This is a genomic window from Marinobacter salinexigens (assembly GCF_008370345.1).
In the GTDB taxonomy this organism is placed as follows: Bacteria; Pseudomonadota; Gammaproteobacteria; order Pseudomonadales; family Oleiphilaceae; genus Marinobacter; species Marinobacter salinexigens.
Map to the genome: position 1 here is coordinate 36,048 of NZ_VTUU01000003.1, position 21,727 is coordinate 57,774.

The 21,727-nt window shown below is 57.6% G+C and carries 16 protein-coding genes and 1 riboswitch; of the genes, 11 read left to right on the forward strand and 5 right to left on the reverse strand.

Annotated elements, in window-relative coordinates:
* Positions 1–93 precede the first annotated feature (93 nt).
* Entirely contained in the window at positions 94–966 is an 873-nt protein-coding gene (locus FWJ25_RS07570; RefSeq protein WP_149599673.1) for a LysR family transcriptional regulator, read from the forward strand.
* On the opposite strand, the gene FWJ25_RS07575 is transcribed toward FWJ25_RS07570, so the two are convergent.
* On the reverse strand, positions 952–1,926 hold the full coding sequence (locus FWJ25_RS07575; RefSeq protein ID WP_246166700.1) for a GlxA family transcriptional regulator: 975 nt from the start codon (positions 1,924–1,926) through the stop codon (positions 952–954). The genes FWJ25_RS07570 and FWJ25_RS07575 overlap by 15 nt on opposite strands.
* 100 nt (positions 1,927–2,026) lie before the next feature.
* On the opposite strand from FWJ25_RS07575, the gene FWJ25_RS07580 reads away from it, so the two are divergent.
* Positions 2,027–2,629 carry a cysteine hydrolase family protein gene (locus FWJ25_RS07580; protein ID WP_149599674.1) on the forward strand — a complete coding sequence of 201 codons (603 nt, stop codon included), beginning with the start codon at positions 2,027–2,029 and terminating at the stop codon, positions 2,627–2,629.
* Positions 2,630–2,716: 87 nt separating this feature from the next.
* Here FWJ25_RS07580 and FWJ25_RS07585 read toward each other — a convergent pair whose 3' ends face one another.
* Together FWJ25_RS07585 and FWJ25_RS07590 are read right to left on the reverse strand one after the other, a co-directional pair.
* Positions 2,717–4,828, reverse strand: coding sequence for a TonB-dependent siderophore receptor (locus FWJ25_RS07585; protein ID WP_149599675.1), 2,112 nt, complete (start codon positions 4,826–4,828; stop codon positions 2,717–2,719).
* Positions 4,829–4,925: 97 nt separating this feature from the next.
* Complete coding sequence (locus FWJ25_RS07590) at positions 4,926–5,906, reverse strand: helix-turn-helix transcriptional regulator (protein ID WP_246166702.1); 981 nt, start codon at positions 5,904–5,906, stop codon at positions 4,926–4,928.
* Between the two features lie 141 nt (positions 5,907–6,047).
* Here FWJ25_RS07590 and FWJ25_RS07595 point away from each other — a divergent pair, with 141 nt between their 5' ends.
* From FWJ25_RS07595 to FWJ25_RS07635, 9 genes are all read left to right on the forward strand, one after another.
* Complete coding sequence (locus FWJ25_RS07595) at positions 6,048–7,850, forward strand: DUF3604 domain-containing protein (protein WP_149599676.1); 1,803 nt, start codon at positions 6,048–6,050, stop codon at positions 7,848–7,850.
* Positions 7,851–7,893: 43 nt separating this feature from the next.
* Positions 7,894–9,765 carry a DUF3604 domain-containing protein gene (locus FWJ25_RS07600; protein ID WP_246166704.1) on the forward strand — a complete coding sequence of 624 codons (1,872 nt, stop codon included), beginning with the start codon at positions 7,894–7,896 and terminating at the stop codon, positions 9,763–9,765.
* A 3-nt stretch (positions 9,766–9,768) separates the two neighbouring features.
* Positions 9,769–10,632: a peptidyl-prolyl cis-trans isomerase gene (locus tag FWJ25_RS07605; RefSeq protein ID WP_149599677.1), complete on the forward strand. Its 864-nt coding sequence runs from the start codon at positions 9,769–9,771 to the stop codon at positions 10,630–10,632.
* Positions 10,613–11,584, forward strand: a complete 972-nt coding sequence (locus tag FWJ25_RS07610) for a HupE/UreJ family protein (protein ID WP_149599678.1) — start codon at positions 10,613–10,615, stop codon at positions 11,582–11,584. Before FWJ25_RS07605 ends, FWJ25_RS07610 begins: the two co-directional genes overlap by 20 nt.
* A 219-nt stretch (positions 11,585–11,803) precedes the next feature.
* Positions 11,804–11,913, forward strand: a riboswitch (guanidine-I (ykkC/yxkD leader).
* A 55-nt stretch (positions 11,914–11,968) separates the two neighbouring features.
* Positions 11,969–12,694, forward strand: coding sequence for an urea amidolyase associated protein UAAP1 (locus FWJ25_RS07615; protein WP_149599679.1), 726 nt, complete (start codon positions 11,969–11,971; stop codon positions 12,692–12,694).
* Between the two features lie 11 nt (positions 12,695–12,705).
* A complete protein-coding gene (locus FWJ25_RS07620; RefSeq protein ID WP_149599680.1) occupies positions 12,706–13,344 on the forward strand; it encodes an urea amidolyase associated protein UAAP2 in 639 nt (212 codons plus the stop codon).
* Entirely contained in the window at positions 13,335–16,949 is a 3,615-nt protein-coding gene (gene uca, locus FWJ25_RS07625; RefSeq protein WP_149599681.1) for an urea carboxylase, read from the forward strand. Before FWJ25_RS07620 ends, uca begins: the two co-directional genes overlap by 10 nt.
* Before the next feature lie 31 nt (positions 16,950–16,980).
* Positions 16,981–18,060: a putative urea ABC transporter substrate-binding protein gene (locus tag FWJ25_RS07630; protein WP_149599682.1), complete on the forward strand. Its 1,080-nt coding sequence runs from the start codon at positions 16,981–16,983 to the stop codon at positions 18,058–18,060.
* Between the two features lie 93 nt (positions 18,061–18,153).
* Complete coding sequence (locus tag FWJ25_RS07635) at positions 18,154–18,807, forward strand: TetR family transcriptional regulator (protein ID WP_149599683.1); 654 nt, start codon at positions 18,154–18,156, stop codon at positions 18,805–18,807.
* Here FWJ25_RS07635 and FWJ25_RS07640 read toward each other — a convergent pair.
* Positions 18,804–20,138 carry a ferredoxin reductase family protein gene (locus FWJ25_RS07640; protein WP_149599684.1) on the reverse strand — a complete coding sequence of 445 codons (1,335 nt, stop codon included), beginning with the start codon at positions 20,136–20,138 and terminating at the stop codon, positions 18,804–18,806. The genes FWJ25_RS07635 and FWJ25_RS07640 overlap by 4 nt on opposite strands.
* 148 nt (positions 20,139–20,286) lie before the next feature.
* Complete coding sequence (gene glnT, locus FWJ25_RS07645; RefSeq protein ID WP_149599685.1) at positions 20,287–21,645, reverse strand: type III glutamate--ammonia ligase; 1,359 nt, start codon at positions 21,643–21,645, stop codon at positions 20,287–20,289.
* Positions 21,646–21,727 lie beyond the last annotated feature (82 nt).

The window sequence follows — 21,727 nt, forward strand, 5'->3', positions numbered from 1 at the left end:
GATACCCTCATTGTATTTACTAACAATCCATTGATAATTACCCTTTCTATCAAATCACTTTTACTCAGATGTAATAATCTCGGGCAATAAGCCATGGCTACGTGGGAAGGCGTCAACGAATTTGTAACTGTGGCAGAGACTGGCAGTTTTACCAATGCAGCACGCAGGCTAGGGGTTTCAACAGCCCAGGTAAGCCGGCAGGTAAGCGCTCTGGAAGGCCGGCTGGCCACCAAATTACTGTACCGGACCACTCGCCGGGTATCGGTCACCGAAGCCGGCCAGGTCTACTACCAGCAATGCCGGCAGGTGCTGGATGCGCTGGAAGAAGCGGAGCGCTCGATGACCAGCATGCAGGGCGCCCCGAGAGGTAAACTGCGCATTACCGCCCCGGTGACCTATGGTGAGACCACCATCGCACCGCTGGTCAATGACTTCGTGCTGCGCCACCCGGAACTTGAGGTCGAGATGAAACTCACCAACCAGAAACTGGATCTGGTGGCGGATGGGTTTGATCTGGCGATCCGGCTGGGCAAACTGGAAGACTCCAGCATGATGGCCAGGCGCCTTGCCTCGCGATCGCTTCATGTGTGTGCGGCGCCGAGCTATCTCTCGGCCCACGGTACGCCCCACGCCCTGTCAGAACTGGACCGGCATAACTGTCTGCAGGGAAACCTCGATTACTGGCGCTTCCAGGATCAGGGCAAACCCCGGAACATCCGGGTCAAAGGCAGTATCCGCTGCGACAGCGGGCGAGCGCTGCTGGACGCGGCGTTGAAGGGTATCGGCATTGTCCAGCTGCCGGATTACTACGTTCAGCAGGCTCTGGATGCTGGCGAGCTGATTCCACTGCTCACCCACTACCGGGAGGACGACGACGGTATCTGGGCAATCTATCCCCACAACCGGCATCTGTCGCCCAAGGTGAGGATGCTGCTGGATTTCTTTACCGAATCACTGAGTCAGTGAGTTCTGCCGGACAGGATGCTCCCGAACAAAGCGGTGCTTGAACTCCCTGGGAGTCTGGCCGGTGATCTTGATGAAGGTTTTCCGGAAAGCACTCAGATCCTCATAACCCACTTCTTCCGCAACTCGTTCAAACGGCAGGTTGCTGGTCTCAATCAGATCACAGGCCTTCTGGATACGCAGGTTCTGAAGGTACTGAACCGGTTTTAGCCCTGTCGCCCTGACGAACCGTCGCAGGAACGTCCGCTCGGTCAGATGCGCCCGCTCAGCCAGATCCCCGATCTTTACCGGCTCGTTGTAGCCTCTTTGCAAATGGTGCTGAACCTTCACGATCACGTCATCTCCGTGATCCAGCTTCGGGCTGAAGCTCTGGTAAAAGCTCTGTTCTCTGTCACCGGTATCGACAATCAGGTATTTGCCAAGCTGTCGCATGATCTGTGAATTGCTGAACTGGGCAACCAGTTCGAGGCCAAGATCAATCCAGCTCATCAGGCCTCCCGCCGTGATCACATCGCCGTCGTTAATCAGCAGCCTGCTGCTGTCAACAGTCGCCTTCGGGAACCCTTTCGCCAACTCGTCTGCCAACGCCCAGTGAGTAGTCACTCTGCGTCCGTCCAGCAAGCCAGTCTCGGCCAGTACGAAAGCACCGGCACAAACGGAGCAGATAATGGCGCCATTCCGATGATTCTCTTGCAGCCATTGCACCAGTATTGTCGAGGGAGATGCGTAGGCCTCATCGTCCAGACAGGGGGGCAGGATGATCACCTGCAAGGGAGCAAGCCCATCGCAACCGTTTTCAGGAATATCAAGGCTGTCGCAGAGGTGGGTTTTAAACCGGTCACCCATACCGTGCTGCCGGCAAATCCGGTTGGCCAGGTAAAACTGTTCCGCCAATCCCTGCACGGCAGACAGCATTGCGCCCGGATAATGCACGATACCAATATGGATTCGAGAATCTGTCACTTTTAACCTTTTTTATGCCAGTTTTGCCTCGAGTATAAAACCGGAACCGGCGAAATAATAGAACTCCCTTACTCACACCCAGAGCAAACAGGAGATACCTATGAGTGCTAGCGAAACCCTTCGTAATCTGGTTGGCCTCGGTAATACCGCCAGCCCCATCAGTTCGTCCGCCCTGATCATTATTGATGCCCAGCAGGCTTACCGGGAAGGCGTCATGCAGTTGGAAGGCGTAGAGCCCGCCCTGGAGGAATGCCGGAAACTGCTGGACCGGTTCCGGGCCGCAGGACGGCCGGTCTTTCATATCCAGCACGACGGCGGAGCCGGTTCGCCGTACGACATCACCGCACCCATCGGACAGATTGCAGATATTGTGACGCCGCAGGAAGGAGAAGCCGTTATCACCAAGCACTTCCCCAATTCGTTTGTGGGTACTGAGCTGGATGAGCAACTGAAGACCGCCGGCATCGAAAACCTTATTCTTGTCGGGTTCATGTCCCACATGTGTGTGAACGCTACCGCCCGGGGAGCCTTCTCCCTCGGCTACAACCCAACCGTCGTGGCAGCAGCCACCGCGACCCGAGCCCTGCCATCGCCCATTGACGGCAAGGTCATCAGCGCGCAGCAGATGCATGAGGCTGCTCACACGGCCATTTCAGATCTGCCGTCGGCAGTGGTGGCCCAGGGGGCCGATGTGCCGGATTGACCCCTGCGCATTCTGCCCCCTCTTTTCCGGAAAGCATAAAGCCTCCTCCGACGACTGACCGAAGGAGGCTCTTTATACCCGACCGGATCAGAACCGGTAGGACACCGAGGCAGTCACATTGCGTTCCGCACCGTAGTAACAGTAATCGAGACTGTTGTAGCAGGACGCAACATAGTCCTTATCCAGCAGATTATTCACGTTCAGCCGGGCCGTTACCCCGGTTAACCCCTGCTTGCTGAGATCATAGGCCAGTGCCATGTCTACGAGGGTATAGTCCGGCACTTTCTGTGTATTGGCGTCGTCGGCCTGAATATCCCGCACATGTCTCAGGCCCAGACCCGCCTGCGCTCCGTCCAGAGCGCCGTTCAGGATATCCGGAGAGAACCGGTAGCCTGTCCACAGGGTCAACTGATGTTTTGGCACCTGGCTGGCCTGGTTGCCCTCACGATAATCCTCCGACTTCTCGAAGGTCACATCGGTATAGGCATAGCCCGCCTGAAGATTCAGGTTTTCAGTCAACTGTACTTTGGACTCCAGCTCTACACCCTGGGACTGGATCTCACCAATCGCCCGATAGAACGCTTCCTGGGGCAGCTTAGTGGCCAGATCCTCCTGATTGATCCTGAACAGGGAAAGGGTGTAGCTGTCCTCGGTGCCGGTTGGCTGATATTTCAGGCCGGTTTCAATCTGCTTGCCGGTGCTGGGCGCCAGCAACTCGCCGTTTTCGCCCGTGAAGGCGCTGGGCGAGAATGAGGTGGAGTAGGACACGTAGGGTGCCAGGCCGTTATCAAACAGGTAGAGCAAACCGGCCCGGCCGGTAAACTGACTTTCGTCCAGTTTGGTGACCGTGGCGGTATCGCGGTTGGTGTTCTCGATCTCCACCCAGTCCTGGCGGCCGCCCAGGTTCAGGCGCCAGCCCCCCAGGGCAATCTGATCCTGCAGGTAAACACCGGTTTGCTTCTGCTTGCGCAGATTCCGTTCCACGTAGTAAACCGATGGCACGGGACCATAGACCGGATCGAACGCATCAATTGTTGCGATGGTTCCGTAGTCCCAGACCACATCGTTTTCCCGCTGCTGGTAGTCCAGTCCCACCAATACCCGGTGCTCCACATCGCCGGTAAACAGACTGGCCTCAAGCTGGTTATCCACAGTGATCGCTTCGAGATCCTCTTCACCGCCCGAGTAGTAGCGGGTCAGCTCTGTGTCCGTTGCCCAGCCATAGGCGTACACCTGCTGCAACGAGACATCCGACTCCAAAAAGCGCAGTTTCTGGCGGGCACTCAGGCCAGGGCTGAATTCGTGTTCGAAGTCGTATCCGACCATCGACATATCACGGCTGAACTCATCGTAACCAGGCTCCCCCTCGAAGAAGCTGCGATCAATGGTCTGGCCATTCCTGGAGGTTGCTGTGCCTTCATAAGGCAGCCCCGCGTGGTATCCCCCTTCCGGGTCTTGCTGCAGGTAGGCCAGCAAGGTCAGTGATGTCTGGTCAGTGATATCCCAGGTCAGTGATGGCGCAATGGCCCGGCGCTCTTCTTTGACATAGTCCTGCTGAGCATCCGCCGCCGCGGCAATACCGGTAATGCGGTAGGCAACCCGCTGCTCGTTATCCACGGAGCCGGTCACATCAAAGGCTAAGCTTCGTTGGGCATTGCTTCCAAGCGTTGCCCTTATTTCGCCACCGGACTCGAATTCGGGACGCTTGCTGGTCAGTGCAACAATACCGCCAGGAGAACTTTGGCCGTAGAGCACCGAGGTCGGGCCTTTGACGATTTCCATACGTTCCAGAAACCACGGATCAATGGCGAAGGAGCTGTAGGAACCGCCGTCGTTCATGACCCTCAGGCCATCCAGATAGGTGTTATTGATGCTGCCATCGGAGAACCCGCGCAGAATCAGATAATCGTAGCGGTTGGAGGCGCCAACCTGATTGGTGGCCACGCCCGGCGTGTAACTGGCAGCACGCTGCACCGACCGCGCACCCTTTTCTTCCCATTCTTCCCGCTCGATGACATTGACAGTCTGTGAGGTCTCCACAACCGGGGTCTCGGTTTTCATCGCCCCACGGGTAGCCGTTACGGTCAGCGCTTCAAGGGCCTGTGGTTTCGGCTCAGCAGCGGCAAACACCGGAAGCATGACCGCGTTACCGGAAACGCACAGGGCGATGGATAGAGTGAGTCGTGATCGTCGGAGCATGAATACCTCAGGTGAAACCATTTATGTAATGCGAATAATTGTCGTTTAGATCCGCACAACATTGGTATTCAAAATGACAGAAAAGCTATTGAAAACGCTAAATATGCCGGCGGGTACTACCTCGCTTTGGCGATACACCGAAGTGGCGACGAAAGGCCGTGGCGAAATTGGTGGCGTGGCGATAGCCCACTTTGTGAGCAGTCTGCTGAACACTGAAGCCCCGCTCCAGAAACTGCTGTGCCAGTGCCATACGGCATTGCCTCCGATACTCAAATACCGACACGCCATAGGTCGCGCGGAATTTGGATCGAAGCCCACTCTGACTCATGGCCGCCAACTCGGCCAGTTCCGCCAGGGTGTGATCCTTCTCCGGAGAGAACTCCAGCTGCTGGCGCACCAGTTCCAGCCTCTGTTGTTGCTGATGAGATACCGGAGAGGTTTCCCTCAGTGGCTGGCCCTCGGGGACCCCGAGCCCGACAAGCTGCAATGCCAGGCCCTCCAGCACCAATGCCTGTTGCAGCTCAGGCAAAGCCTGGTCGAAGCTGTCGGATAGCTGGCTCTGCAACGCTTGCGGAACAGACCAGCGATGCAGCGGCTCCTGAACACAGGCCAGCAATCTCTGAAGTGTGGGCGAGGCCGCCCGACCGATATCAGCCCCCTGGGGATCATAGGCCAGTGTGACAGCTCTGAGCCTTGGCTGAGGGTGCTGTACCGCCTGCAGCGCGTAATCGGGATGCAACTGCAGACTCGCGGCCATTCCGGGCTCCAGAGTCAGTTCAACGGCACCGACTTTCAGCTCTACCTGTCCATCCAGCACGATGATCAACAACAGGGGAGCGTGGCCAAAGGATACGGATTCATAGGAATGAAGAATTTCCAGATCGGAGAAGGTGAAGCGGAACCCTGAGTTCAGCGAGTTCTCGTCAATTCTCCCCGCCGCAACTGACATGGAGAGGCCGTCAGCAAGATCTTCGGCGGCGCCCTCTTCCGGCAATAACTCCAGATCCGGAAACCGGTATTCAATATCAAAATGCTGGCCGAAGGCCTGAAAATCGCAGACACGATACTGAGTGATCAAGCGCGCCCCTCGCCAGCCTGGTTCCTGTCGTATTTGAACAAATCTGTGACGCCCTGTAACAAATTTACCGCCCTCTGATCTGATAATTTGCCTGCAATCACAAAAACAAATCCCTGAAAGGGTACACCAGGAGCTAATCAGATGCGGCAACCCGCGCTCGGATTTTTAACCGTCCTTTCCTTATCTGCATTCCAGGCGCATGCAGCCCCCACTCAGCTTTTCTGGGGCGACACGCACTTGCACACCTCTTACTCCGGGGATGCATTTGCCATGGGCAATGAAACCACCGACCCCGAAACCGCCTACCGGTTCGCCAAGGGTCAACCAGTGATTCACCCCTTCAACCGAGCCCGCGTGCAACTACGTCGTCCTCTGGACTTCCTGGTGGTTGCTGACCACGCCGAATACATGGGTCTGATGCAACTGGTCCGGGACAAGAGCCCAGACCTGGACAGCTCAGAGAACGGCCAGCGTCTGATCGACCTCTGGGACAGTAAAAGCCCCAAGGCCGTCTACTACGATATCGCCGGTTCAGTGGTGCGCAAAAGTCCCTACCCAGACCTGCTGACCAGTGCAATCCGGGAACCGGTCTGGAACAAGATCATTGATGCCGCTGAGAACAACAACGAGCCTGGAAAATTCACCGCGTTTATCGGCTGGGAATGGTCCTCCATACCCAATGGATCCAACCTGCACCGCGTGATCTTTACGGACAAAAGTGGTGACACCGCAAAGCAGTATCTTCCCTACGACTCTACCCAGAGTGACAAGCCGGAAGATCTCTGGCGCTGGCTGGAACAAACGTCTGAGAAGACCGGCTCTGATTTTGTGGCCATTCCCCACAACTCCAATATCAGCAACGGGCTGATGTTCAACGATGTGGACAGCCAGGGCCACCCGATCAGCGCCCAGTACGCCCGCACCCGCATGCGCTGGGAGCCGGTTGCTGAAGTCACTCAGATCAAGGGCGATTCGGAAACGCACCCGAAACTGTCTCCGGACGATCCATTTGCGAACTTCGAAACCTATGACCATGTGATGACGTTTGGCGCGGCCAGGGAGAAGGACGTTGATCAGAAAGGTAACTATGCCCGCAGCGCACTGAAACGTGGCCTGGAAATCGAGGAAAGTACCGGCGCCAATCCTTTCAAGTTCGGAATGATCGGATCCACGGATTCTCATACCGGCCTCAGCTCCGCCAGCGAGCCCAACTTCTGGGGTAAGTTCGGTGTCGATTCCATTCCTGAAAACAAAGAAATGGAAACCGCCCCCGATGCCACGGGCTGGGACATGTCGGCGGCTGGCATGGTGGCCGCCTGGGCTGAGGAGAACACCCGGGAATCCCTGTTCGCAGCGTTCAAACGCAAAGAGGTCTATGCCACCACAGGGCCAAGGATGCAGGTCCGTCTCTTTGGCGGGTTTGATTTTACCCCGGATGACCTGGCGCAGAACGACCTTGCAGAGATTGGATACCAGAAGGGCGTACCCATGGGCGGCGACCTGATGGATGCACCGGCAGGCGAAGCGCCGAGATTTCTGGTTCATGCCGTCAGAGACCCACAGGGTGCCAACCTGGACCGGATTCAGATCGTCAAAGGCTGGCTGGACGAACAGGGAAAGAGCCACGAACGCGTGTTCAACGTCGCGCTGTCCGATGACCGGAAAGATGCCGGAAACGACACCCAACCCGTTGGCAACACCGTCGACCTCAAAACCGGCCATTTCACCAACAGCATCGGTGATCCAGAACTCGTGACGCTCTGGACCGACCCCGAATTCGACAGTGGCCAAAGAGCCTTCTATTACGCCAGGGTGCTGCAGATCCCGACCGCTCGCCACTCAACCCTGGACGCACTCGCGCTCGGCAAACCCCGGCAAGAGTGGACCTACCGAACCGTCATACAGGAACGGGCTTACTCGTCGCCGATCTGGTACACGCCCTGAGTCCACCCCGAACCAGACTAACAATAAATAGATCAGGAACCGTATGAAAAAGACACTGCTTTCCATGCTTATCGGCAGCGCCCTATCCGCATCCGCCCACGCAGGGCTGGAGTCCTATTCACCCATGGTCGGTAAAGATTACCCACAACAGGTACTCTGGGGCGATACACACCTGCACACATCCTACTCCTTCGATGCAGCACTGATGGGAGTGAAAGGCCTGACGCCGGAAGACGCCTACCGCTTCGCCCGGGGCGAGGAAGTCGAAGCTGCCGACGGCATGATGGCCAAACTGAACCGACCGCTGGACTTCCTGATGGTGTCGGACCACGCAGAATATCTGGGTCTGCTCCCGATGCTGTCTGCCGGCGACCCCGAGCTCATGAAAGAAGAAACCGGACGACGCTGGGCCAAGATGCTTCAGGAGGGCGGAGAAACAGCGCTTAACGCCATGTTCGAGATTCACCGGGACATCAACTCGAACAACAAGAGCCTCACCAACGCCAAGATCGAAAGCAGTGCCTGGGGCAGCGTCACAGCCGCCGCGGATAAATTCAACGACCCCGGCAAGTTTACCGCCCTGATCGGGTACGAATGGACCACCATGCCCGGCGGCAACAACCTGCACAGAGTGGTTATGTTTGCGGACGACGCGAGTAAAGCCGGCCAAATACTGCCCTTTTCCTCATTCGACAGCGAGGATCCGGAAGATCTCTGGCGCTACCTGCAGGACTACGAACAAAAGACCGACGGCCGGGTACTGGCCATTCCTCACAATGGTAACGTCAGCAATGGCCTGATGTTTGCCCTCACCGACCGCGACGGTAACCCGCTGACACGGGAATACGCCGAAACCCGCAGCCGCTGGGAGCCGGTGATGGAAGTCACCCAGATCAAAGGCGATGGCGAAACCCACCCGAAATTGTCGCCGGATGATGAGTTTGCCGATTTCGAAACCTGGGACAAAGGCAACCTGACCGGATTTGAAGCCAAACAGGACGACATGCTGCCATTTGAGTATGCCCGCTCGGCCCTGAAACTGGGTTTGCAGCAGGAGGCAGAACTGGGCGTAAACCCCTTCAAGTTAGGCATGATTGGCAGCACCGACGCTCACACCAGTATCTCAGCCGTTGAAGAGAACAACTTCTGGGGCAAGTTTACCGTCTACGGCCCTTCGGCCAAGCGGGCAGAGATGACGCCCTACGTGAAAGGAAAAAAGGGCAAAGTCTTTAATCTGGGCGTCGATGAAGCCGCAGCCTCGGGATACGCGGCGGTCTGGGCAAAAGAGAACACCCGGGCGGCGTTGTTTGACGCGATCAAACGCCGGGAAACCTATGCCTCCACTGGCCCCCGGATCACGCTTCGCTTCTTCGGCGGCTGGGACTACAGCGATCAGGAAGTGAATTACCCCGACTACGTAGATCGCGGCTACGAAAAAGGCGTTCCTATGGGCGGCGACCTGACAAGCGCGCCGGATGGCAAGGCACCCCGATTCATGATCTCGGCAACACGTGATCCCGAAGGTGCCAATCTCGACCGGGTTCAGATCGTCAAGGGCTGGCACGCCAACGACGGCACCCTCCATGAAAAAGTCTACGACGTCGCCTGGAGTGATGATCGCCAGGCCAACGCCGCGGGCAAACTGCCCCCGGTGGGCAATACGGTGGATGAAGACACGGCCACCTGGACCAACACCATCGGTGCTGCTGAACTGGCCACTGTCTGGACCGACCCGGACTTCGATCAGTCCGAGCGGGCGTTCTACTACGTCCGGGTGCTGGAGATTCCCACTCCGCGCTGGCCAAACTACGACGAAGTTCATTTCGGCGAGAAAGTCGACACAGACCTTCCGAGATCCATTCAGGAACGGGCCTACAGTTCACCAATCTGGTACACACCCGGAAAGGAGAAGTAAATCGTGTTCAAATCATTGCTTCGAGACCCCCTGCTGCACTTCACTCTGGCAGGGGTGGCATTATTTGCCGGCTTTACCCTGTCGGGTTCCCAGGCCGACAGCCCGGACGACCACACCATCGTGGTCGACCGGAATGCGCTGCTGACCTTTATCCAATACCGCTCAAAAGCCTTTGAGCCCGGGCAGGCAAACGAACAGCTTGATGCCATGGACGAAGCACAACGTGACAAGCTGATTCGCAAGTATGTTCGCGAAGAAGCCCTGTTCCGGGAAGCCAAAAACCTGGGCATGATTGAAAGTGACTACATCGTTCGCCGCCGCTCGGTGCAGAAGCTCGAGTTCATTGCCCAGGGCATTGCAGAAGCGGTCAAGGACGTCACCGAACAGGACCTTGAGGCCTACTTCGAAAGCCATCAGAGTGACTACTACGAAGATCCCTTCTACAGCTTTACCCACGTGTTCCTGAAGGCAAACGGCGGCGCCAGCGAGCAGGCGGATGCACTGTTGCGGGAGCTGAACGAGGAGCACGTCGGGTTCTCCGATGCCCTGCCGTTCGGTGATCGCTTCCTGTACCACCGGAACTATGTCGAGAGAACGCCGGACTTCATCTCCAGCCATTTTGGCGAAGGCTTCACCGAGGAACTGGCGCAACTGGCCAGGGACGATAGCAGGTGGCAAGGCCCCATCGCCTCCGAGCATGGCTTGCACCTGGTCAGAATCAGCGACTACCGTGCCGGCGGAGTGCCGCCACTGGCAGACATTCGCTCCCGGGTAGAGAAAGATTTCCTGCGCTGGCAGCAGGTGAAGAACCAGGAAGTGGCCATTCAGCAGATCGTGGAGCAATACGATGTTGAAAATCGTCTGTAAATCGCTTCTGGCGATTCTGCTGCTGATTCCTGGTCTGTCGCAGGCTCACGATGCCCGACCTCTGTACCTGCAGATCAACGCGTTGGCGACTGCTTCATCCGGGGCTTACCAATACACCGTAAAAATGCAGGTGCCGCCTTCCGTGGAGGCGAACAACCGACCCTACCTGACCCTGCCGGACAACTGTACCCATGAGTCCATGGGCATGGTTGTCCGGGTTGAGTGCGGCCAGGCCCTGTCCGGCCAGACGCTCCGGATCGACTGGCCGAAGTACAACCCATCGATCACCACGCTGATCAGTGCGGAGCTGGGTTCGAAGGAACGCTATCAGCAACTCCTTCGCCCTGGCGAAAGCAGTTGGCAGGTACCGGCAGAACGGGATTCACTGAGCGTTGTCACCGACTACAGTATTCTTGGCGTCGAACACATACTGATCGGCTGGGATCATCTGCTGTTCCTGCTCTGCCTGATATGGATCGCCGGCACCTTCAAGCGACTACTGATCACCATATCCGGATTCACGGTTGCCCACTCTCTGACACTGGTTCTGACCACCCTGGGCTACATCCGCCTGCCCATCGCCCCGGTGGAAGCGGTGATTGCCCTGAGTATTCTATTCCTGGCGACGGAGATCATACGCAACCGCCGTGACACCCTGGCCTGGCGCTTTCCGGTAGCGGTGTCGACACTGTTTGGTCTTATTCACGGGTTCGGCTTTGCCTCTGTACTACAGGACATCGGCCTGCCTCAGGGCGATCTTGGCATCGCACTGCTGTTCTTCAATGTGGGTGTGGAGATCGGGCAGGTTCTGTTTGTCGGCGCGGTCGTGGCCATATTTACAGTGCTCAAACGTGTCGAGAAATTCCCCCTGGCTCAAGCCCAGACAATGATGGTGTATGGAGCCGGCAGCCTGGCTGCCTTCTGGACTCTGGAGCGGGTTTCAGGGTTCTGACACGCTGCCCCCCATCGGGACAAGGACCGCCCCGAAATTGTGCGCGATCACAATATCAACGCACCAAGATCGCGCACAAACCATTTTCCCTCATTCCCTGAAAGTTCATCAAGTTCCTAAAAAACAACAGCTTGCTAACACTGGCACAGAACCTGATGTGTCTACTGTGCGCAACGAGAAGTCGGTGTCTGTTACCACCATCGAAGCGACACAATCTGAAAAATGGTCAACTAGGGTTCCGGCCTGTCGAACATCCGAAAGACAGGTGACTGGTCCGAGAGTTGACGGCCTTTTCCAAGGCTACACGGCGGGACAAAAGCCCGGGAGAAACGTTCAGTAACTGACGCCTCTCGTGTATTTGTTTGACCGGAAAAGGAAAAGGCAATGCTCCAGTCCGTATCTCCCCTCTACGATGACCGTATTCCCGGCGGTTCCCACTGGTCCATGCTGATCAAGCGTGGTCATGTCCTGCGTCTGATCGACGAAGAAGGTGGCGCCAACGTTGGCATGCTGATGTACAACCCTGCCAACCCGCTGGAACGCTACAACATGCCGGATACTTTGAAAAACCAGCACACATTCCACCTGACCCAGGGCCATGTGCTGCTATCCGATATGGGCCACGTATTTGCGTCTGTCATCCGCGACGATCTGGACTGGCACGATACCGTCAGCGGCACCTGCAGCGCCGCTCTGGTGGAAAAGCGCTGGGGCACAAAAACCTATCAGGACGCCCACAACCACTACCACCGGAACGGTACCCACAGTTTCCTGAATGAACTGGCCAAGTATGGCCTGGGCAAAAAAGACCTGACGGCCAACCTGAACTGGTTCAGTAAAGTGGCGACCAACGATGAAGGCGATATGCGCTTTGTGGAAGGCCACAGCCATGCCGGTGCCAGTGTCGATCTGCGTTTTGAAATGGATACCCTGGTAGTGCTGCATACCTGCCCGCACCCGATGAACCCTGCCAGCGAGTATCCCCGATTCCCCTTGCGTTATCAGCTATTCAAGGCAGCACCGGTCAGCGATGCCGACCAGTGCAAGACCTCCTCTCCGGAGGCGACCCGCGCCTTTGCCAATAACGCCGTCTACCACATGTTCGAGTGAGGGGAATCACCATGATCAAAGAAAGCACCCTGCATCCGGAAACCGCCAGCTTCAGCGAAACCGTCCTCGCCGGAGACTACTTCCTGAAGGTCGTGAAAGCCGGCCAGACTATCCGTATCCTCGACCTGGAAGGCAACCAGGCGGCCGATACCCTGTTCTACAATGCTCACAACCCGACGGAACGGTACAGTGCCGTGGACACCATTCGCGAACAGGGCAACGTCTACCTGACCGCGGGCTCAAAGCTGATGTCCTCCGAGGGCAACGTGATGCTGGAAATCACCGCAGACACCTGTGGTCGTCACGACACCCTGGGTGGCGCCTGTGCCGCCGAGAGCAACACCACCCGCTATTCCCTGGACAAGAAATGCATGCACGCCTGCCGCGACAGCTGGCTGGTGGCCGTTACCGAACACGATGAACTGGGCCTGACCAAGCGGGATATCACCCACAACATCAACTTCTTCATGAACGTTCCGGTCACTGCTGAAGGCGGGCTGACCTTCGCCGACGGCATCTCCGACGCAGGCAAATACGTTGAGCTGAAAGCCGAGATGGACGTGCTGGTGATGATTTCCAACTGCCCGCAGCTCAACAACCCCTGCAACGCCTACAACCCGACTCCGGTGGAGGTGCTGTTGTGGGATTGAAGAAAGTACTCATCGCAAACCGCGGTGCTATCGCCTGCCGGGTAATCCGCACGCTCAAGTCCATGGGCATCGCCTCAGTGGCCGTCTACAACGACGCCGATGCGGACTCCCTGCATGTGCGTCAGGCGGACGAAGCCATCGCCCTGGGCAAAGGCACCGCTGCCGACACCTATCTCGATCAGGACAAGCTGTTCGCCATCATCCGGGAAACCGGCGCCCAGGCCATCCATCCGGGCTATGGTTTCCTCAGTGAGAACGCAGACTTTGCCCGACGCTGCGAACGTGAGGGCGTGGCCTTCCTGGGACCGAAGCCGGAACAGATGGAAGCCTTCGGCCTCAAGCACACGGCGCGGCAACTGGCCGAGGACGCCGGTGTGCCACTGCTGCCCGGTACCGGACTGCTGGACTCTCTTGATACCGCACTGGCTGAAGCCGACCGTATTGGCTACCCGGTGATGCTGAAAAGCACCGCCGGTGGTGGTGGTATCGGCATGTCCCGTTGCTTCAACCCGGAGGATCTGGAAAAGTCCTTCGCCTCGGTACAGCGCCTGAGCCAGAACAACTTCAGCAACAGCGGCGTATTCCTGGAAAAGTTCGTCGAGCGCGCCCGCCACATTGAGGTCCAGATCTTCGGTGATGGCGAAGGCAAGGTCGTCACTCTTGGTGAACGGGATTGTTCAGCCCAGCGCCGCAACCAGAAAGTGATTGAAGAAGCACCGGCCCCCGGACTCTCCGATGAGGTTCGTCAGAGCCTGCACGATACCGCCCGTCGTCTGGGTGAACAGATCAGCTACCGCAATGCAGGCACCGTGGAGTTCATCTATGATCCGGACACCTCCGAGTTCTATTTCCTGGAAGTCAATACTCGCTTACAGGTTGAGCACGGTGTCACCGAAATGGTCTACGGTGTCGATATCGTCCAGTGGATGGTGGAGCTGGGTGCCGGACCGATCAGCGATCTGAATGAGCGTGCCGCTGCACTGACACCGAACGGCCATGCCATTCAGACCCGGATCTATGCAGAAGACCCTAACAAGGACTTCCAGCCAAGCGCCGGCCTGCTGACCCAGGTGGAATTTCCTACCGGTGAAGGCGTCCGCATCGATCACTGGCTGCAACCGGGGCTTGAAGTCTCGCCACTGTTCGATCCAATGCTGGCCAAAGTGATTGTTCACGGATCAGATCGTGAACAGGCACGGACACAGCTGATCGCTACGCTCGGCGACTGTCGTCTCTATGGCATTGAGACCAACCGCGCCTATGCCACCCAGGTGCTCGCTGATGAGCGCTTTGTCGAAGGCCGCCTTTATACCGCCAGCCTCAACGATTTCCAGTACCAGCCACAGACCATTGACGTGGTTTCCGGCGGAACCCTGACCACCATTCAGGACTATCCGGGCCGCAGCGGATACTGGGAAGTGGGGGTGCCACCCTCAGGTCCATTTGACGCCTACAGTTTCCGACTTGGCAACCGTCTGTTGGGCAACGAAGAAGGTGTCGCAGGGCTCGAGATCACTCTCCGCGGCCCTACCCTGATCTTCAACACCGCCAGCCAGATTGTGCTGACCGGCGCAGACATTGACGCCACTCTGGACGATGAACCACTGGCCATGTGGTCTGTGGTGAACGTCGCTGCTGGCAGCAAGCTGGTGCTTGGGTCGGTCCCAGGTGCTGGCGCCCGTGCCTACCTGCTGGTCCGTGGTGGCATTGACTGCCCGGAATACCTGGGCTCCCGTAGCACCTTCACCCTTGGCCAGTTCGGTGGTCACGGTGGCCGTGCGCTGCGTGCCGGTGATGTGCTGGCCGTGAACGACCTCGAACCTGTTTCAGCCCGGGAACTGCCTGTTGAACTGCGGCCGGACATCGCCCGCGAATGGACCCTGCACGTAACCTATGGTCCCCACGGCGCCCCGGATTATTTCACCGATGGCGATATCGACACCTTCTTCGCCAGCGAGTGGGAAGTGCACTACAACTCCAGCCGCACCGGCGTACGCCTGATTGGCCCAAAACCGGAGTGGGCCCGCAGTGACGGCGGCGAAGCCGGCATGCATCCGTCCAACATTCACGACAATGCCTACGCCATCGGCACCGTGGACTTCACCGGCGATATGCCGGTCATCCTCGGACCTGACGGCCCCAGCCTGGGAGGCTTTGTCTGCCCGGTAACGGTGATCAGCGCCGATCTGTGGAAACTGGGCCAGCTCAAGGCGGGTGACAAAATCCGCTTTGCGCCGGTCAATCAGGATCAGGCCGTCGCCCTGCGTCGCGCCACCGAGGCGTCTATTTCTACCCTGGAAGTCGTTGCCGCTGAACCGGCACCGGTGTCTGCCCTGTCACCGATCCTTGCCAGCCTCAGCACCGATGAGCACGACACCGGCGTGGTCTATCGCGCCGCCGGTGATAACTACGTGCTGGTTGAATACGGGCCCATGGAGCTGGATATCCGCCTCCGTTTCCGCGCCCATGCGCTGATGCTCTGGCTCAAGGACGAGGCTGTCGACGGCATCCTTGAGATGACCCCGGGCATCCGCTCCCTGCAGGTTCATTACGACAGCCTGCGCCTCGACCAGAGCGCGCTGATTGAGCTGCTGATCGGCGCTGAGCAGGCGCTGTCGGAACAACCGGACTGGGATGTGCCTGCCCGTGTGGTACACCTGCCGCTATCCTGGGACGACGAAGCCTGCCAGACGGCGATCCAGAAATACATGCAGTCGGTTCGCAAGGATGCCCCATGGTGTCCAAGCAACCTGGAATTCATCCGCCGCATCAATGGCCTGGACAGCATTGATGACGTCAAGAAAACCGTTTTCGACGCCAGCTACCTGGTGATGGGCCTGGGCGATGTCTATCTCGGAGCCCCGGTCGCAACCCCGATGGACCCGCGCCACCGTCTGGTCACCACCAAGTACAATCCGGCCCGTACCTGGACCGCCGAGAACTCGGTAGGCATCGGCGGCGCCTATCTCTGCATTTACGGCATGGAAGGCCCCGGTGGCTACCAGTTCGTGGGTCGCACCCTGCAGATGTGGAATCGCTACCGCACGACAGAAGTGTTCAAGCAAGGTACACCCTGGTTACTGCGCTTCTTCGATCAGGTGCGCTTCTACGAAGTCAGTGCCGAAGAGTTGCAACAGATTCGCCGGGATTTCCCCAACGGCGACTACCCGATCCGCATCGAGGAAACCCGATTCAACCTCAAGGACTATGAGCAATTCCTGGCCGACAACGACGACGAAATCCAGGATTTCACCGGCAAACGTCAGCAAGCCTTCGATGAGGAACTGCAACGCTGGATCGAGTCCGGCCAGATCAACTTCAGTTCCGAAGCGCCCATAGAAGACACTGGCGCCGACGACATCGACAACCTGCCCGAAGGCCAGCACGCGGTGGAAAGCCACGTTGCAGGCAATCTATGGGAATGCCTGGTGAAACCGGGTGACACCATCGAAGCCCAGCGCCCGGTGGCGATTATCGAATCCATGAAGATGGAAATTGAACTGCTCAGCCCGGTCAGTGGCCGGGTCGTGGAAGTAAGACGAGAAGCCGGCCAGGCGGTATCGCCCGGTGCGCCGGTGGTTATTGTGGAAGAAATTAACGAGTAACAGCAACGACGCTCATCGCGAGGAGAACTCCATGAAACAATCAAAACTGATCAAACGTCTGGGCTCCACTCTGGGAGCGGGTGTGCTGGCTGCAGGGATGTCCCTGGGCGCTTCCGCCGAAGAGAAGGATTCATTCACCATTGCCTGGACCATCTACGCTGGCTGGGTGCCCTGGCAGTATGCCGAGGACAGCGGCATCATGAAAAAATGGGCCGACAAATACGGCATTGATGTGGATATCGTTCAGGTAAACGACTACATCGAGTCCATCAACCAGTTCACCGCTGGCCAGTTTGATGGCGTGGTCGCCACCAGCATGGATGGCCTGTCCATTCCGGCCGCCTCCGGTGTCGACACCACCGCACTGATCGTTGGCGATTACTCCAATGGCAACGATGGCCTGGCATCAAAGGACGCCAAGAGTATTGCTGACCTGAAAGGCGAAACAGTACACCTGGTTGAACTGTCGGTTTCCCATTACCTGCTGGTACGTGCCCTCAACACCGTGGGACTGGAAGAACGTGACATCAATGTGGTGAACATTTCCGATGCCGACCTGGTCTCAGCCTATCAGACTGATGACGTTCGTCACGTGGCCACCTGGAACCCTCTGCTGGCGGAAGTGGAAGCCTTCCCCGGCACCACCAAACTGTTCGATTCCAGCCAGATCCCGGGCCACATCAAGGATCTGACCCTGGTCGACACCAACACCCTGGCTGACAACCCCAAATTGGGTAAAGCCCTCGTCGGCGCCTGGTACGAAACCATGAGCGTTCTGGAATCCGACAGCAAAGAAGGTGAGGAAGCCCGTGCGTTCCTCGGTGAGCTGTCCGGTACCGATCAGGCCGGATATGAAGCCCAGCTGGCTGGTATGAATATGTTCTGGGAACCGAAGATGTCTGTGGACTTCATCAACAGCAAAGAAGCACATGACGCCATGGACAGCGTCCGTCAGTTCTCCTTCGAAAAGGGTCTGCTGGGCCAGGGTGCCATGAGCCCGGACTTCGTCGGTATCGAATTCCCGGACGGTTCCGTGATGGGTGATGAGAGTAACGTGAAGTTCCGCTTCAACGATGACTATATGCAAATGGCCGCTGACGGCGAGCTTTAAACCTCGCCCGCTTGCCTGAGCACGCATCAAAGGGCACGATTGTCGTGCCCTTTTTTATTTCCGGTTTTCGTTTCCAGAGAATGAACAGACTCCATGCGCCGAACCAAGGAAGACGCTGAAAAAACCCGCAAGACCGTGCTGGAAGCAGCCCTCACGCTGTTCAGCCGCGATGGGTATTCATTAACGACCCTGAGCAGGATCGCCAAGGAGGCCGGGTGCAGCCGCGGCCCGATTTACTGGCATTTTGAAACCAAGGACGACCTCTACGAGGCTGTTCTGGCCTACTCTCAGGAGCCGCTGGAAGCCCTGGTGGCCCAATGTATCGGTATGTCCGATCAACCCGTTGAAGCGATGGAACACTTTCTGGATCGCTGGCTGTCACTGCTGGTAAATGACCGCTGCTACCGGCAATCCTTCGAGATTCTGCTGAATAAGACGGAAATGACCGATGCGATGAGCCGCACCCTGAAGCGTGAGCGGGAACTGACCCACTCGATCGTCGCCATGTTTGCGAAACTGGTGGCTACCGCCCAGTCCTGTGGACAACTGGAAAGTGAAGAACAGCCCGAAGATCTCGGACTGCTCTGCTACACCTATCTGATGGGAATCACCCAGAGCTGGCTGTTCGCGCCAAAGCTGTTTTCCCTGAAAAAGAAGATGCCGTTTTTCAAACGTCAGTTCCGGCACCTGCTGCGCATTGACACCGTCGCCTCCATCGACAGCCACCAGAAGGTAACCGGCACCTAACGCATCTGGAACAGCTCCTGGTGGAAGTGGTCCGCTGAATGCCCTTCTGCCACCAGGGCCTGGCGTAGCTGCTGGCCAAACGGTGCCGGGCCACAGAACCAGAAGCTGGCCTCGTTCCATTGCGGTACTGCCTCGCGGATTTTGCCGGCATCCAGCCGTCCGTCACGGCCACTGATAATCAGGTGCAGGCGCACACCCGCCGCCGCTGCATCCGTTTTCAGTTTATACAGGGCCTGTTCATCCACATCGGCGGTCACATGGAACAGGTCTACCGGTTTTTCACCCGGGTGCGTGGCCAGTTCTTTCATCCGCGCAATGAATGGCGTGATGCCAATACCCGCGCCAACCCACACCTGATGCGGGCGGTCATCCCGAAAATCGAAACAGCCATAGGGTCCCTCGACCTGGATCGCCTTACCTTGCTCCAGTTCTTCGGGCAGGCGGGCGGTGTAATCCCCGAGATCCTTGGAAATGAATACGATCTGCCGATCATCCGGGTTCCAGGATGACGCAATGGTGAATGGGTGAGGGCCTTCATGAGGGTCTGCGGTAACAAAGGCAAACTGGCCCGCCCGGTGCCCCGGCCAGTGGTCATCAAGAACCGCAAGGGTTTCAAGCACCTTGAGATTGGGATACCAGGTTAGCTCCCGGATGGTTCCCGTCACCCGGCGGCTGGCGCCGATACGTCCGGCTATGGAATAGACCGCAGCAAGGCAGCCCCCCGCCAGCAACAGCGCCATCAGCCAACCTACGGGCCGTGACCAGTAGTCGAACTCCATCAACACCACACTGTGGAACGCCAGCAGCAAGTAGGCCGGTGCGATAAACCGATGCGTTTTGGCGAAGAACCGATAAGGAATGCGCTTGAGCAACGCCAGCACAATCAACACGACCGCCGCATAAAAGGCCCATTCGCCGATACTTTCCGCCAGCCCTCGCTGGCTACGAAACGCCGCCTCCACGGCGCCGAGTGTCTCTTCCGGTCGCGGCCCCCGTTCCGGCCGTTCGAGCCAGCCCCAGCCAACCATCCACTTGGTGCCCCGGGCCCACCACCAGTGCAGGGTACCGATCACCAATGCGGTGATACCCAGCCATTTATGCAGGCGGTACATTTTATCCAGACCACGCAGATGAGGTTCCAGCCACGTTGGACGCAGGGCAAGAATCATCACCAGGCTCATAACCCCCATGGCAATAACGCCGCTGTACTGGATAAAGACCGAACGAAAGGAGAAGTAAGTCAGAGGCTCAGGCAGAAGGGAATCCGCCATTAACCAGACGACTGTCAGGACAAGCAGAAAGCCTGCGAATACGTACTTGATGTTCTTCATGATAAGCAGCCGGGTGGGTGGGATCGTGGTTCCTTCACCCGGCTGATTATAGACCTGCCGGATGTCCGGCAAGGCCACTGACGTCAACTTTTACACAGCTTTTACGCTGCCTTGCACGGGCTGACAGCCGCCTTCAGAGAACACCTGCTCAGAACAGTTTCAGGTAGCGCTCGACTTCCCAGGAAGACACGTGGTTCTGATAGCTGTCCCACTCTCCGCGCTTGTACTCGATAAAACTGTTGAACATCGCTTCACCAAAGACTTCCTTCGCCAGCGGGTCGGCTTCGAAGGCATCAACCGCTTCGCCCAGGTTGCGCGGCAGGTATTCGATGCCCTGCTCGGCAATTTCGGCATCGCTGTAGTTGTACATGTTCTCGTGGTGCGGAGCGCCTGCGTCCAGACCCTCACGGATACCTTCCAGACCCGCCGCCAGAATCAGGGCACTGCCCAGGTACGGGTTACAGGCGATATCCGCAGCGCGACATTCAATGCGGCCACCCACGCCCGGAATACGGATCATGTTGGTGCGGTTGTTGGAGCCATAGCACATGAATACCGGCGCCCAGGTGGACCCGGACATACTGCCCTGACGCACCAGACGCTTATAGCTGTTCACCGTCGGTGCAATCACCGCACTGATGGCAGCGCCGTGCTTGAGCACACCGGCGATGAAGTGATAGGCCAGCTTGCTGATACCGCAGTTGTGGGGGTCATCACCTTTCGGTTCAAACAGGTTTTCACCGGTTTTCAGGTCCGCCAGGGACATGTTGTAGTGCGCGCCACTGCCGGTACGGTCGGCGAACGGCTTCGGCATGAAGCTGGCAAAGGCACCGTGTTTACGGGCAATTTCGTTGGCCATCATGCGGAAGAACACCAGTCGGTCAGCCATGGTCAGACCGTCGGCGTATTTGAAGTCGGTTTCGAACTGGCCGTTAGCATCTTCGTGGTCAAAGGAATACACATCCCAGCCCAGTTCGTTCATGGCCTCGACCAGCTCGTCGAGAATTTCCAGGTTGTCCATCAGGGTACGAGGGTCATAGCAGGGCTTACCAAGCGTATCGCGATCACTCAGAGGCGCAAAACCGCCATCTTCAGTGTCCTTGAACAGGAAAAATTCGGTTTCGATACCCAGGTTGAACTGATAGCCCATATCCGCGGCGGCGCTCAGCTGGCGGCGGAAAATGTTACGGGAACAAGCTTCAAACGGCGCACCGTTCAGGTAAAGGTTGCCAGGGAACCACGCCAGCTGGCGATTCCAGGGGCAAATAGCGACGCCGTTTGCGTCTGGCATGGCGGCTACTTCATCGTCGGATATATCCTGAGGTACACCATCCAGTGCCGCACCGGTATACAGCTCGGAACCTTCCATCATCTGGCCCAGGTGAGCAACCGGTACGAATTTGCCTTTTGATACGCCATGGATATCCACATAGCTGGCCATCGCATATTTAACGCCCGCGTCTGTGAGTTTCTCTTTCAGGGCCTGGGTGCTGGTCAATTCAGTCATCGTCGTTTCCTCTCTGCAGCCCTTTGGGCGGGCGCTCATTGAATAAGTGTTTCTGGCACAGAACTTTCATTCAACTTACATG

What these genes read in the sequence shown, in the direction of transcription:
- FWJ25_RS07630 (WP_149599682.1), top strand. Translation starts at nt 16,981, where the DNA reads ATGAAACAATCAAAACTGATCAAACGTCTGGGCTCCACTCTGGGAGCG.
- FWJ25_RS07615 (WP_149599679.1), top strand. Translation starts at nt 11,969, where the DNA reads ATGCTCCAGTCCGTATCTCCCCTCTACGATGACCGTATTCCCGGCGGT.
- FWJ25_RS07620 (WP_149599680.1), top strand. Translation starts at nt 12,706, where the DNA reads ATGATCAAAGAAAGCACCCTGCATCCGGAAACCGCCAGCTTCAGCGAA.
- FWJ25_RS07635 (WP_149599683.1), top strand. Translation starts at nt 18,154, where the DNA reads ATGCGCCGAACCAAGGAAGACGCTGAAAAAACCCGCAAGACCGTGCTG.
- FWJ25_RS07600 (WP_246166704.1), top strand. Translation starts at nt 7,894, where the DNA reads ATGAAAAAGACACTGCTTTCCATGCTTATCGGCAGCGCCCTATCCGCA.
- glnT (WP_149599685.1), bottom strand. Translation starts at nt 21,645, where the DNA reads ATGACTGAATTGACCAGCACCCAGGCCCTGAAAGAGAAACTCACAGAC.
- FWJ25_RS07610 (WP_149599678.1), top strand. Translation starts at nt 10,613, where the DNA reads ATGTTGAAAATCGTCTGTAAATCGCTTCTGGCGATTCTGCTGCTGATT.
- FWJ25_RS07570 (WP_149599673.1), top strand. Translation starts at nt 94, where the DNA reads ATGGCTACGTGGGAAGGCGTCAACGAATTTGTAACTGTGGCAGAGACT.
- FWJ25_RS07580 (WP_149599674.1), top strand. Translation starts at nt 2,027, where the DNA reads ATGAGTGCTAGCGAAACCCTTCGTAATCTGGTTGGCCTCGGTAATACC.
- FWJ25_RS07640 (WP_149599684.1), bottom strand. Translation starts at nt 20,138, where the DNA reads ATGAAGAACATCAAGTACGTATTCGCAGGCTTTCTGCTTGTCCTGACA.
- FWJ25_RS07595 (WP_149599676.1), top strand. Translation starts at nt 6,048, where the DNA reads ATGCGGCAACCCGCGCTCGGATTTTTAACCGTCCTTTCCTTATCTGCA.
- FWJ25_RS07585 (WP_149599675.1), bottom strand. Translation starts at nt 4,828, where the DNA reads ATGCTCCGACGATCACGACTCACTCTATCCATCGCCCTGTGCGTTTCC.